The sequence below is a fragment of the Eikenella longinqua genome, assembly GCF_001648355.1.
Lineage (GTDB): Bacteria > Pseudomonadota > Gammaproteobacteria > Burkholderiales > Neisseriaceae > Eikenella > Eikenella longinqua.
Window position 1 is genome coordinate 69043 of record NZ_LXSL01000025.1, and the last position, 13370, is coordinate 82412.

Genomic DNA, 13370 nt, shown 5'->3' on the forward strand with positions numbered 1-13370 from the left:
AAGATAAAAGGTTGTTTGAATAAGCGGCAGCTATGGAAACTGCCGGCCGGGCGAATTGTATGGCGTGGCGGCGGTTTGGGCAATCTTAAAAGACTTTAACGAAATTATGTGTTGGAATCTTGCCATGCAGGATGGGCAAGATGCTGCCGCCCAGCAAAAGGCTACCTGAAAAATATTTTTCAGGTAGCCTTTTTGGCTGTGCCGCCAATCAGTCGGCATTCATATTGATGTTGTCTTTAAACTGCGCGTTGGGCACTTGCACGATCAGCGGATCTACCGGGCCGATGGCTTTGAGGTCGCGGTCGGGGTAGTCGAGGGCGTGCAGGAAGAAGCGGATGCAGTTGAGGCGGGCACGTTTTTTGTCGTCGGATTTGATGATGGTCCAGGGCGCGTCGCCGGTATGGGTGTGGAAGAACATGGTGTTCTTGGCCTCGGTGTAGGCGTCCCAGCGGTCGAGCGATTCGATATCCACCGGGGAGAGTTTCCAGTGTTTCAAGGGGTCGTCGCGGCGGGAGATGAAGCGGCGCAGCTGCTCTTCGCGCGACACGGAAAACCAGAATTTAAACAAGTGCATGCCGCTGTTTACCAGCATGCGCTCCAGCTCGGGCGCCTGGCGCATGAATTGCAGGTATTCATGCGGCTCGCAAAAGCCCATCACGCGCTCCACGCCGGCGCGGTTATACCAAGAACGGTCGAAAAACACCATTTCGCCGGCGGTAGGCAAATGGTTGATATAACGTTGGAAATACCATTGTCCGCGCTCTCGGTCGCTGGGTTTTTCCAAGGCCACCACGCGGGCGCCGCGCGGGTTGAGGTGTTCCATATAGCGTTTGATGGTGCCGCCTTTGCCGGCGGCGTCGCGGCCTTCAAACAGGGCGGCGATGCGGCTGCCGCTGTCTTTCACCCAGCTCTGCACTTTCAGCAGCTCGATTTGCAGCTTTTTCTTTTCTTTTTCATACACATTGCGGCTAATGCGGGTGCGGTAGGGGTAGCTTTCGGGCAGCGGGGCGACGGAAGAGTTTTCGCTGCTGCGGTTGCCGCTGTATTGCAGCACTTTCTCTTCAAACACTTGCAGGCGGTCTTTGCGCTCCGATAAGTCGATTTCTTCAAACGGCTTGAGTTGGTGGTCGGTCATATTGTGCCCCTTATGGCGTGTTGTTGATGAAACTTTATCCTTTAAACTAATGGGGCAATTTTAACCTTGAAGAGGCTACCTGAAAAGATGAGAAACCATAAAAACGCGCTGTTCCGCGCCGGCCGGAGCAACGGTTTATTCAAGCCTTAACAAACAAGCCCGAACTGCGAGGAGTTCGGGCTTGCTGCTTGTGCCGCCGCGGCTTAGTGCACGTGCGTGGTGGCGGCAATTTTGCGGTTGATCAGCCATTGCTGCGCCATACTCAGCAGGTTGTTCACCACATAGTAGAGCACCAAGCCGGCCGGGAAGAAGAAGAACATGGCGGAGAACACCAGCGGCATAATCTTCATCATTTTGGCCTGCATCGGGTCGCTCGGCGGCGGGCTGAGCCTAGTTTGCAAGAACATGATTACCGCCATCAAAATCGGCAGAACATACAGCGGGTCGGGGCGGGCCAAGTCGGCCACCCAGCCCCAAGAAGCCTGGCGCAGCTCAACCGAAGCAAACAGCACCCAATACAGGCCGATAAACACCGGGAACTGCAACAGCATGGGCAGGCAGCCGCCCAGCGGGTTGATTTTCTCTTCTTTGTACATCTTCATCATGGCCTGCTGCAGCGCCATGCGGTCGTCGCCGTGCTGTTTTTTCAGCATTTCCAGCTTGGGCGCCACGGCGCGCATTTTGGCCATGGAGCGGTAGGAGGCATTGGTGAGCGGCAGGAGCAGGGTTTTCACGATGATGGTGAGCAGCACGATAGACCAGCCCCAGTTGCCGATCATGCCGTGCAGCCAGTTCAGAAGCTGGAACAGCGGCGCGGCGACGATGTGGGTGCGGCCGTAGTCTTTCACCAAGTCCAGGCGGTCGGCCACTTTGCTGATCACGGAATACTCTTGCGGGCCGGCATATAGCTCCACTGGCACACTCAGCTTCTGGCCGGCGGCAATCGCAGGCAGCGGCACGCGCACGCCGGCGGAATAGAGGTTGTCGCTGCGGCGTTTGATATCGAGAAGGCAGGCGCCGTTTTGGCAGATGCTGTTGCCGTCTTTGGGCTGCAAAATCCACACGGTGGTGAAATAGTGCTGGGTGAAGCCGATCCAGCCTGATTGGGCGGTGCGTTGGTAGTCGGCGGTATCGCGGCGGGAGGCGAAGTCGTCGTCCAAATCGCCAAACTGCACTTTTTGGAATTTGCCTTCCGGCGTGTACACCACGGGGCCGGCATAGGTTTGGTTGAAATAGCCGCTGCCTTCGGGCTTGCTGTTGTCGCGCAATACGCGGTACACGCCGTCGAGTTTCAGCGGCTCGGCAGTATTATTGGTGATGTCGAAGCGCACATCGATCACATAGCTGCCTTTGCTGAAGGTGTACACCTTATCCACCTGGATGCCGTTGGCTTCAGGCGCGCTCAGGCGCACCTCCAGCTTGTCGCCGGTGAGGGTGTAGCTGTTTTGCGCGGCCTTAAATTGGCTGTCTTGCAGCAGATAGTTGCCTTTGGCATCCATCAGCAGCGACTGCACCAAATATTTATGTTCGCGGCTGTCGGAAAGCAGGGTGAAGGTTTTGCTGGCATCGCTGGTGGCGTTGTGCTTGAGCAAATCGAGGCCGCGCAGATCGCCGCTGTTTTCGTCGATCACGGCTTTGAGCGTGTCGGTAGTAACGGTGATCGGCTTGGTCGGAGTGAGCTCGGCTCCGGCCGAGGGCGCAGCAGCAGCGGTTTGCTGCGCCGTTTCCTGGGCAGCCTGTTCGGGCTGCTGCGGCGGGCGGGGGCTGATAAACTCCCAAGCCAGCAGGATTATCACGGCCACGACAGCAAAAGCCATCATCCTTTTCAGATCGTTGTTGGATTCCATAAAATCGGGTTCCGTTTTTGGCAAGATAAACGGTAGTCTACCAGGGCAGGCAGGCTACCTGAAAACATGAACTTCGGCGAAGTGAACCAAAACTTCAATGCAGTTGCACAGCGCAACCGTTGCGCTAAGGCACCGGATCAAACCCGCTGCCGCCCCAAGGATGGCAGCGGCAAACGCGCTTGAGCGCCAACCAACCGCCTTTGAGCGCACCGTATTTGCGCACGGCTTCAAGGGCGTATTGCGAACAGGTGGGCTGATAGCGGCAGCGTGGCGGCAGCATCGGGCTGACAGCATATTGGTAAAACCGTATCAAGCCAAGCAGAATTTTGGCTAACATGTCTTCTTCGGCACAATCCGCTCCAGCTGCGCCCACACCTGTTGCAATTCAGACGAATCAAACGGCCGGCGGGCGCGGATAACCAAATCGCAACCGTCCAAGCGGTGCCGGTTGAGCCGGAACCACTCGCGCAGGGCGCGCTTCATATAGTTGCGGCGGTTGGCGCGGCGGGCAGTTTTCTTGGGCACCACCAAGCCCAGGCGGGGATGCCCCAAACCGTTCGGCTTGCTCCACAGCTGCAACGCCGGCTGCGATTTCATCCGGCGTAAAGCAAAAACGGATGAGAAATCATCCGTTTTCAGTAAGCGGTATGTTTTGCCGAAACAGTAGTTCACTGTTATACGGCCAAACGTTTACGGCCTTTGGCACGGCGTGCAGCCAATACAGCACGACCGCCGCGGGTTCTGGAACGAACCAAAAAGCCGTGGGTGCGTTTGCGGCGGATAACGGAAGGTTGATAAGTGCGTTTCATGATGTTTCCCGTGAAAATTAAGTCTAAAAGCTGAAAGCGGCGTATTACACCTGATTTTGCTGATATTGTCAAACTCGCAGCGCATCAGGCCGGCATTTTCCCGCCTTGGTAAGCCCCCTGAATTTTGGGTATAATCCGCCCGCATTCCGCCCCCTGCTAGGGCGCCGCCGTATTCCGTTTCCCTTCCGACTGCCCACCATGACGCTCGAACAATTCTGGCCGTACTGCCTGCATCATTTGCGCCACACTCTGCCCGCCAAACAGTATCAAAGCTGGATTGCGCCGCTGAGTGTGGACCAAGCGGCGGGCGGCGAATGGGTAGTGTATGCGCCCAGCCGTTTTGTGCTGAATATGCTGCGCACGCGCTATGCAAACGAAATCCGCAGCCTGTTGCAACAAAGGCTACCTGAAAATACGCCGGAGCTGATTTTCCAGCAAGGGCAGGGCAAACAATACGCTCCCGCCAACGAGCCTTGGCCGGACGCCGCCACCCAACAGCCTGTGCCGAAACCGGCCGCCGCACCCGCAAAAACATCGCCCGCAAAAGCAAAAAAAGCTGCCGACAAAGCCGTCCCTGCCGACAAACGCACTGCCCTGGAAATGGTACAGGCGCGCCTGGAAAGCCTGGGCATCGCCCCGCAGCCGGAACAGCCTGCCGCCGCGCCGCCCGTTGCCCCCAAACCCGCTGCCACCAAAACTGCGCCTGCCGACAAACGCAGTGAACAACAAAAACAGCGTTATGCGCAAACCAACCTGTCGCCGGAATATACTTTCGACACCCTGGTGGAAGGCAAAGGCAACCGCCTGGCCGTGGCCGCCGCCCGTTCCATTGCCGAAAACCCCGGCAAAAACTACAACCCGTTTTTCCTCTACGGCAGCACCGGCTTGGGCAAAACCCATCTGGCGCAGGCCGTGGGCAACGAACTGTTGCGGCTCAAGCCCGAAGCCAAGGTTTACTATATGCACGCCGAAGATTTCGTGCGCGGCATGATTCAGGCCTTCCGCAACCACGCCCACGACGCCTTCCGCCAACAATACAAACCCTACGATTTTCTGATTATCGACGACATCCAATTCATCAAAGGCAAAGACCGCAGCATGGAAGAGTTTTTCCACCTGTATAACCATTGCCACCACCACAAAAAACAGATTATCCTTACCTGCGACGTGTTGCCCACCAAAATCGACGACATGGACGACCGCCTGAAGTCGCGCTTTTCTTGGGGCCTAACGCTGGAATTGGAGCCGCCGGAGCTGGAGATGCGGGTGGAGATTTTGCAGAAGAAAGCCGAGTCCGTGGGTATCGAGCTCAAAGAAGAGGCCGCGTTTTTCATCGCCACCCACGTGCGCTCCAACGTGCGCGAACTGGAGGGGGCCTTCAAACGGGTGGAGGCACGCAGCCGTTTCGAGCACAAACCGATCGACGTCGAGCTCGCCACCGAAGCCCTGCAAGACATCGTGGCCGGCAATTTCAAGCCCATCAACCTGCCGTTGATTATGGACGCGGTGGCCAAATATTACGGCATCCGTACCGCCGACCTCATCGGCAAAAAGCGCGCCCAAGGCATCGTCCGCCCGCGCCATCTGGCCATCAAGCTTGCCCGCGAGCTGACCACCCACAGCTACGAAGACATCGGTAAAGCCTTCGGCGGGCGCGACCACAGCACCGTGCTCAACTCGGTAAAAAAAGCCGACGAGCTGCGCCAGAGCGATGCCGAAATCGCCCAAGATTACGAAAAACTGCTGATTATAATCAAAAATTAACCAAGGAAGCCTTTCATGCTGATTTTAGAAACCGAGCGCGACTCCCTGCTCAAACCGCTGCAAGCCGTAACCGGCATTGTGGAGCGCAAGCACACCCTGCCAATCCTCTCCAACGTGCTGATTGAGCGCAGCGGCGGCCAAATCAACATCTTGGCTACCGATTTGGAAATCCAAATCCACACCCACGGCCCGCACTCTGATGCCGACGATTTTCGCATCACCACCAACGCCAAAAAGCTGCAAGACATCCTGCGTGCCCTACCCGAAGGCGCCATCGTGGTGCTGGATTGGGCGCAAAACCGCCTTACTTTGAAAGCCGGCAAATCCCGTTTCGCCCTGCAAACCCTGCCGGCGGAAGATTTCCCGTTGATGAGCGTGGGCGAAGAAGTGGTGTCGGCCTTCACCCTGCCGCAGGAAACCCTGCGCAACATGCTCTCGCAGGTACAATACGCCATGGCGGTGCAGGATATCCGCTACTATCTCAACGGCCTCCTGATGCAGGTGGAGGGCAGCAACCTGCGCCTGGTGGCCACCGACGGCCACCGCCTGGCCTACTCCGCCGCCGTGATCGATGCCGACCTGCCCAAGGCCGAAGTCATCCTGCCGCGCAAAACCGTGCTCGAGCTGTTTAAGCTGCTCAACCGCCCGGAAGAGCCCGTAACCGTGGAGCTGCTGAACAACCAAGTACGCTTCCGCTGCAACGACACCGTGGTGGTGAGCAAAGTGGTAGACGGCAAATTCCCAGATTTCAACCGTGTGATTCCGCAAGACAACGACAAAATCTTCCTGCTCGGCCGCCTGCCGTTGTTGGGCGCCTTGGAGCGTGCCGCCATTTTGGCCAACGAGAAATTCCGCGGCGTGCGCCTGCAGCTGCGCCCCGGCCTGCTGAGCGTGTTGTGCAGCAACAGCGAGCAGGAAGAAGCGCGCGAAGAGCTGGAAATCGCCTATCAGGGCGCCGAGCTGGAAGTGGGCTTCAACATCAACTACCTGATGGACGTGCTGCGCAACGTGCACGCCGAAGACATCCAACTGGCCTTTGGCGATGCCAACCGCTCCACCCTGTTCACCATCCCCGACAACGCCGATTTCAAATACATCGTGATGCCGATGCGCATTTGATCGGGCATTGCCCCGCATGAAGCACAACAGGCTACCTGAAAACAAGCAAGGCGCGTTTGGCGAATACAAAGTTCCCGCAGAAAATGAATTTCTGCGCAGCCAAAAGCGCCAAGGTAAAAGTTTTCAGGTAGCCTGAAAAACATCTGGCAAGCCAAGCCCGATTGCGTTATATAGCGAATTAACTTAACTTTCGCTACGGCGTTGGCTCGCCTTGCTGTACTACTTGTACTATCTGCAGCTCGCCGCCTTGTATCGAAAGTTACAAAATCCGCTATAAACCATGCCTCCCGCAGTTTTCACTGCATTGAAGCACACGTTTTTAGCTTCGCAAAACATCGTTTTCAGGTAGCCTCTTTCCAACGGCTGCCAAACCATCCCAAGGAACCCCCATGCTCCCACGGCACCCCCGCCTCCGCGCCCTAGCCCTTGCCGCCGCCCTCCTGCTGCCGCTGGCCGCCCAAGCCCAGCCCGCCGCACCGCAGCCCACACCCAAACCGCTCTCCCACCGCGAAATCATCGAGCGCGCCAACAACTTAGTGGCCGCCTTCTCCTCCGAAATCGCCCTGCAGAAAGGTAACGGCACCGACGCGCTGGCCACCTACCTGAGCCTGTTCCGCCGCACCCGCGACCCCGTTGCGGCCGAGCGCGCCGTGGAAATCGCCCTCTCCAGCGACCAGCGCCTGGCCGAACAGGTGCTCAACACATGGCGCATCGCCGAGCCCAACCCCTCCCCCGAGCAGAAACGCATGCGCTGGACGGTAGCCGCCGCCAAAGGCGACGTGGCCGCCGTGCGCGCCGGCCTGCCCGAAGTGCTCGCCCAAACCGACCGCCACCGCATACGCAGCGTGTTCCTGCGCGTTTCCCAGCTCGCCCTCTACCACCCCGAAGCCGCCGATGCGCCCACCACCCGCCAGGTGCACCAGGCCGCCGCCCGCTTCCCCGGCCTGCCCGAAGCCGCCATCGCCGACGCCATTTATTCCGCCCATGCCGGCCGCACCGCCGATGCCAACGCCGCCCTGCGCCGCCTTGCCGGCCTCGACAGCGACATCCGCCCGCTCACCAGCATCACCCTGCGCCTGATTGCCCAGCGCCAGCCCGAAGTACTGCAATACTTCTTCTCCCACGCCGACAGCCGCCACCTCTCCCCCATGTGGCAAACCCTGCAAGTGGAATCCCTCATCAGCGCCAAACGCGAAGAAGAAGCCTACCGCCTGCTGCAATCCCTCCTCGCCAAAAATCCCGATTCCGACCTCTACATCCAGGCTGGCATCCTCTCCGTGCGCCGCAAAGAGCCCGTGACCGTATCCCTCAACTATTTCGACAAAGCCTATCTGCACGGCACCAGCCAGCAGAAAAGCCGCGCCGCCCTGCTCGCCGCCGCCCGCCTGTATGAAGACAAAAACACCGCCGACGCCCGCACCTGGCTCGAACGCGTAGAAGCCCCCGAAAGCCAATTCGACAAACAACTCCTCTTGGCCAAACTCGCCGAGCTCGACAAAAACTGGCCCGCCGCCCAAGACGCCCTGCTGCGCGCCGAAGCCGTAGTCGGCCGCGAAAACACCCTGTTCAACGCCGACGACCTGCTCATCACCCAGCTGCGCATCACCCGCGAGCAGCCCCCCGCCGAGGCCCTCGCCCAGCTGCGCACCCTCCACCGCCGCTACAGCGACAATTCCGCCCCGCCCGCCATGCTCGCCCTCATCCTCGAGCAGCGCGCCTTCCTCTATGCCGACCGCCTGCAACAGCCCGACAAAGCCGTGGCCGACCTCAAGCAGGCGCACGAGCTCGTGCCCAAAAACCCCGACATCCTCAACTCCCTCGGCTACACCATGATTGCCCAGCCCGGCGCCGACCTCAACCAAGCCCGCCGCTACATCGAGCAAGCCCTCGCCCGCCGGCCCGAAGCCCCCGAAATCCAAGACAGCATGGGCTGGGTGCTGTTCAAACAAGGCCAGCCGCAAGAGGCCCTGCCCTACCTGCAAAAAGCCCACCGCGAGCTGCCCGAAGCCGACGTGGCCGCCCACCTCGGCGAAGTATTGTGGACGCTCGGCCGCAAAGACGAAGCCATCGCCGTGTGGCAGGCCGCCCGAAGCAAAGACGACAGCAAACAAGTGTTGCAGGAAACCCTGCAACGCCTCAACGTATCCCTGCCGCCCCCGCCCGAGAAAAACAGCAGCGGCGCAAACGGCAACGGCAGCAGCAAATAAAGCACAGGCTACCTGAAACCCCATCCCGTTTTCGCAAAATTCGCCCACTCGTTTTCAGGTAGCCTTTCCCCCAACTTTACCCGCCGCCTACCCATCCTAACCCGCCGCGGCTTTATCATGCCCCAAAATTTTCAGGTAGCCCCAAGCAAACAAAAGGCTACCTGAAAAATAGCAACACCACACCGCAGGTCGGCATTCATGCCCGACAAGCCCCGCAAAGGCCGCCTGAAAACCAAGCCATCCTATTTTCAGGTAGCCCCACACCCCATCAGGCTACCTGAAACGCAAAACACCCAAACACCCCATGACCCGACACCTCCCCCCCTTCCTCGCCGCCCTCCTCCTCGCCGCCTGCACCACCACCGGCACCCAAATGCCCGCCGAAGGCTGGCGCGAAGACGCCCCCACCCCCCAATTCGAAGCCTCAGGCCGCATGGGCGTGAAAGAAAACGAACGCGGCAGCTACGCCAACTTCGACTGGCTGCGCACAGCCGCCCTCCAGCTGTTTGAAGTCAAAACCCCGCTCGGCAACAGCGTCGGCCGCCTCTGCCAAGACAGCCGCGGCGTAGAAGCCGTCGCCTCCAACGGCCAAGTGTACCGCGCCGCCAGCACCGCCGAGCTCAGCCAACAACTGCTCGGCTACGACCTCCCCGTCGCCTACCTCGACCGCTGGGCCAACGGCCTGCGCGTGCCCGGCGAACCCTACAGCATCCTGCCCGACGGTCGCCTCCAGCAAATGGGCTGGCGCATCCAGCGCAACCTGGATGAAAACGGCCAAGTCCGCCTGCTGCACATGGAACGCAGCGGCCTGAGCCTGCGCCTCATCTTCGACCGCTTCGGCCAGCCCGAACGCAGCCCCGCCAACTGCAACGACACCGAACAGGCCGTCTGATGAGCCCGCACCCCGCCGCCCGCGCCTTCCCCGCCCCCGCCAAGCTCAACCTCAGCCTGCGCATCACCGGCCGCCGCCCCGACGGCTACCACCTGCTCGAAAGCCTCTTCTGCCTCATCGACCTGTGCGACACCGTTTGGCTGCTGCCCCGCTCCGACGGCCAAATCATCCTGCACAACCCCGCCGGCGGCATCCCGCCCGAACAAGACCTCAGCTATCGCGCCGCCCGCGCCCTGCAACAATTTTCAGGTAGCCCCCAAGGCGTGGAAATCTGGCTAAACAAACGCATCCCCAGCGGCGGCGGCCTCGGCGGCGGCAGCTCCGACGCCGCTACCGTCCTGCTCGCCCTCAACCACTTGTGGCGCACCGCCGTGCCGCCCGAGCAGTTGCACACGCTCGGCCTCGCCCTCGGCGCCGACGTGCCCTTCTTCCTGTTCGGCCAAAACGCCTTCGCCCAAGGCATCGGCGAAATCCTGCGCCCGATGGCCGTGCCCGAGCAATGGTATGTCGTCGTGCACCCCCACACCCACGTCTCCACCCCCAAAATCTTCGCCCACCCCGACCTCACCCGCAACAGCCCGCCCTGCCCCAACCCCAGCTTCGAGCAACTGCAACCTTTCCGCAACGATATGCAGGCCGTGGTGCTGGCTGAATACCCGAGCGTGGCCGCCGCCTTCCGCCTGCTGCAAAACCACGGCCGCCCGCAAATGAGCGGCTCTGGCGCCTGCCTGTTTCTCGCCTGCGCCACACAAAGCGAAGCCGAACACATCCGCAGCAGGCTACCTGAAAACCTGGCCAGCTGGTGCGTGCGCGGCTTAAGCCGGCACCCCCTGTCCGCCATGCTGTGCCCCTAGCCAAACAGCGCGCCCCGCCCTTTACGCAGATTCGTCTTGACAACGCGCCGGAAAAAACGCATAATTCGCACCTTTAGTGAATCGCCTGTCTGAAACGGCAGGTCAACACTGGGGATTCGCCAAGCTGGTTAAGGCATCGGATTCTGAATCCGACATGCGTAGGTTCGAATCCTACATCCCCAGCCAGGTTCCAAAATATGATTTTGGGGATTCGCCAAGCTGGTTAAGGCACCGGATTTTGATTCCGGCATGCGTAGGTTCGAATCCTACATCCCCAGCCACCTTGCAAAAGCATGTACGCGTTACATGCTTTTCTTTTTGCTGCGGCGCAACACGGCAAAAGGCTACCTGAAAATCCTTTTTCGGCATTTCCTTGCCGAAAACCCCGCCTGCCGGATTTTAATTGCCTCAAACATACGGGAAACAAACCCCCCACCACACCTGCCGCCCGCCTCCGCCCCGGCACTGCGCAAACCTGCCCGCAGCCCGCGCAAACAGCGCTTTGGTTTTGCCCGCATCCGGCGTATAATCCGCCGTTTGCAAGCCAGCCAAAACCAACACGCGAGGAAGCGGCAATGTTTCCGACAGTCGGCGGCGAGACCGCAAACAACACAGGTAATGAAGATATGGCATACGAAAGTTTAATGGTATTTGCCGGCAATGCCAGCGTCGGCTTGGCCGAGAATGTGGTGAAACATCTCGGCATTTCATTGGGCCGCTCTTCCGTGGGCAAATTTTCCGACGGCGAAGTTGCCGTGGAGCTGCTGGAAAACGTGCGCGGCCGCGACGTGTTTATTTTGCAGTCCACCTGTGCGCCCACCAACGACAACCTGATGGAACTGCTCACCATGGCCGACGCGCTCAAACGCGCTTCTGCCGGCCGCATCACCGCCGCCATCCCCTATTTCGGCTATGCCCGCCAAGATCGCCGCCCGCGCTCCGTGCGTGTGCCGATTTCTGCCAAGCTGGTGGCCAATATGCTCGCCACCGCCGGCATCAACCGTGTGCTGACCGTGGATTTGCACGCCGACCAAATCCAGGGCTTCTTCGATATTCCGGTGGACAACATCTACGCCACCCCGATTCTGGTGCACGACATCCTGCAGCAGCGCATCGAAAACCTCACCGTGGTGAGCCCCGACATCGGCGGCGTGGTGCGTGCACGCGCCGTAGCCAAGGTGCTGAACACCGATTTGGCCATCATCGACAAACGCCGCCCCAAAGCCAATGTAGCCGAAGTGATGAACATCATCGGCGACGTGCAGGGCCGCACCTGCCTGATTGTGGACGACATGATTGACACCGCCAACACGCTGTGTAAAGCCGCTTCCGCCCTGAAAGAGCGCGGCGCCGAGCGCGTGCTGGCCTACGCCACCCATCCGGTGTTCTCCGGCGAAGCGGTGAGCCGCATCGCCTCTTCCGACATCGACCAAGTGGTAATTACCGACACCATCGCCCTCTCGGAAGCCGCCCGCAGCTGCGGCCGCATCCGCCAGGTAACGATTGCCGGCCTCTTGGCCGAAACCATGCGCCGCATCAGCAACGAAGAATCTGTCTCATACCTCTTCAACGAGGATGTGGCATCCCCGGGAGCATTGTTCCTCCCCTAAGCAGGTTTGCCGCTTCGGCAAGCCGTTTCCGTGCCGTCAGGGTTGGTCGCAGCCCGGCAGACGGTACTTTTTCACTTTAATGGAGTTTGACCCATGTCTTTTAAAATTGAAGCCCAAGTGCGCGAAGAGCAAGGTACTGGTGCGAGCCGCCGCCTGCGCCGCGAAGGCCGTGTGCCCGCCGTGGTGTACGGTGCCGGCGAAACCCCGGCCGCCGTCTCTGTCGATCACAAAACCGTATTCTTCGCCCTGCAGAAGGAAGCCTTCCACACCGCCATCATCAAGCTGGCGCTGAACGGCAAAGAACACGACGTGATCGTGCGCGATTTCCAGATGCACCCCTTCCGCCAGGAAGTGCGTCATATCGATTTCCAAATCGTTCAGGCCGGCAAGCCGATCAAGATCCGCCTGCCGCTGCATGTGGTGAATGCCGAGAAATCTCAGGCTGTTAAACTGCAAAACAGCCGCGTGGCGCTGCTGAACACCAGCGTAGAAGTGCTGCTGGATCCGAAACACATCCCGTCTGAGCTGCTGCTGGATTGCGAAAAAGTGGTGGCCGGCGATGTATTGCACTTGTCCGACATCCAATTCCCGGAAGGCGTGGAAAGCACCGCGCTGCGCCGCGGCGCCAACCTGGCCGTGGCCACGGTAACCGCCGCCGGCAAATAAGCCGATACGCTGCAAACCAAACCCCGCTGCGAAAGCGGGGTTTTTGTTTGCCTGGCTTTGGCGCGGAAAAAGGCTGGCTGGAAGCGTGAGCTTCAACGAAATGAGCGATGCCTCGCGAAGCAAAAAGAGGTTTCACGGTTTTCAGGTAGCCTTTTCACACGTTTTCCTCCCAACAGGCTACCTGAAAACAAAAGCATCCGCTCCAGCCTATTCAAATAAGGTTCAAACGAGCTTTCCAAAAGTACGCCGCTGCGGCGTGAACCTGCTGATATTTTCAGGTAGCCTCCACCCATAGCCTTGCCACACAACACACAAAAGATACCGTAATCGAAAGTCAAGAACTTTTTAAAAACGCAAGCAACAGTAAGGCGGCGATAGCCATCGGCTACCGCTTTTTTGCAACACTTTAGACTGCTGTTTTACGCTGGTTTGTGCCGATTCTCGTCAAACGGCTGGCCGGATTTGAT

13 protein-coding genes and 2 tRNA genes are annotated in these 13370 nt (G+C 59.4%); 9 read left to right on the forward strand and 6 right to left on the reverse strand.

Annotated features, from left to right (window positions below):
• Positions 1-85: 85 nt before the first annotated feature.
• The 6 genes from A7P95_RS12350 to rpmH all read right to left on the reverse strand — a co-directional run bounded on the left by A7P95_RS12350 (position 86) and on the right by rpmH (position 3791).
• Complete coding sequence (locus tag A7P95_RS12350; RefSeq protein ID WP_255593059.1) at positions 86-208, reverse strand: hypothetical protein; 123 nt, start codon at positions 206-208, stop codon at positions 86-88.
• Positions 209-1135 (reverse strand): polyphosphate kinase 2, encoded by a 927-nt coding sequence (gene ppk2, locus A7P95_RS07205; protein ID WP_067593286.1) that lies wholly within the window; start codon positions 1133-1135, stop codon positions 209-211.
• A 203-nt stretch (positions 1136-1338) separates the two neighbouring features.
• Positions 1339-2982 (reverse strand): membrane protein insertase YidC, encoded by a 1644-nt coding sequence (yidC, locus tag A7P95_RS07210; RefSeq protein ID WP_067593289.1) that lies wholly within the window; start codon positions 2980-2982, stop codon positions 1339-1341.
• A gap of 124 nt (positions 2983-3106) precedes the next feature.
• Positions 3107-3319, reverse strand: a complete 213-nt coding sequence (gene yidD, locus A7P95_RS07215) for a membrane protein insertion efficiency factor YidD (RefSeq protein ID WP_067593292.1) — start codon at positions 3317-3319, stop codon at positions 3107-3109.
• Positions 3313-3654, reverse strand: a complete 342-nt coding sequence (gene rnpA / locus A7P95_RS07220) for a ribonuclease P protein component (protein WP_082890767.1) — start codon at positions 3652-3654, stop codon at positions 3313-3315. Before rnpA ends, yidD begins: the two co-directional genes overlap by 7 nt.
• Positions 3655-3656: 2 nt before the next feature.
• Positions 3657-3791, reverse strand: a complete 135-nt coding sequence (rpmH, locus tag A7P95_RS11200) for a 50S ribosomal protein L34 (RefSeq protein WP_082890768.1) — start codon at positions 3789-3791, stop codon at positions 3657-3659.
• 198 nt (positions 3792-3989) lie between these two features.
• On the opposite strand from rpmH, the gene dnaA reads away from it, so the two are divergent.
• From dnaA to A7P95_RS07265, 9 genes are all read left to right on the forward strand, one after another.
• Positions 3990-5555, forward strand: coding sequence for a chromosomal replication initiator protein DnaA (gene dnaA / locus A7P95_RS07225; RefSeq protein ID WP_067593297.1), 1566 nt, complete (start codon positions 3990-3992; stop codon positions 5553-5555).
• A gap of 15 nt (positions 5556-5570) precedes the next feature.
• Entirely contained in the window at positions 5571-6674 is a 1104-nt protein-coding gene (gene dnaN, locus A7P95_RS07230) for a DNA polymerase III subunit beta (RefSeq protein WP_067593300.1), read from the forward strand.
• A 389-nt stretch (positions 6675-7063) separates the two neighbouring features.
• Positions 7064-8881 (forward strand): tetratricopeptide repeat protein, encoded by a 1818-nt coding sequence (locus tag A7P95_RS07235; protein WP_067593303.1) that lies wholly within the window; start codon positions 7064-7066, stop codon positions 8879-8881.
• Positions 8882-9185: 304 nt separating this feature from the next.
• Positions 9186-9773, forward strand: a complete 588-nt coding sequence (locus tag A7P95_RS07240) for an outer membrane lipoprotein LolB (RefSeq protein ID WP_067593306.1) — start codon at positions 9186-9188, stop codon at positions 9771-9773.
• Positions 9773-10627 (forward strand): 4-(cytidine 5'-diphospho)-2-C-methyl-D-erythritol kinase, encoded by an 855-nt coding sequence (gene ispE / locus A7P95_RS07245; RefSeq protein ID WP_067593309.1) that lies wholly within the window; start codon positions 9773-9775, stop codon positions 10625-10627. The genes A7P95_RS07240 and ispE overlap by 1 nt, the downstream gene beginning before the upstream one ends.
• Before the next feature lie 109 nt (positions 10628-10736).
• A tRNA-Gln gene (locus A7P95_RS07250) sits at positions 10737-10813 on the forward strand.
• Between the two features lie 18 nt (positions 10814-10831).
• Positions 10832-10908, forward strand: a tRNA-Gln gene (locus A7P95_RS07255).
• 345 nt (positions 10909-11253) lie between these two features.
• A complete protein-coding gene (locus A7P95_RS07260; protein WP_156503541.1) occupies positions 11254-12237 on the forward strand; it encodes a ribose-phosphate pyrophosphokinase in 984 nt (327 codons plus the stop codon).
• A gap of 93 nt (positions 12238-12330) precedes the next feature.
• Complete coding sequence (locus A7P95_RS07265) at positions 12331-12903, forward strand: 50S ribosomal protein L25/general stress protein Ctc (RefSeq protein ID WP_067593316.1); 573 nt, start codon at positions 12331-12333, stop codon at positions 12901-12903.
• Positions 12904-13370: the final 467 nt, after the last annotated feature.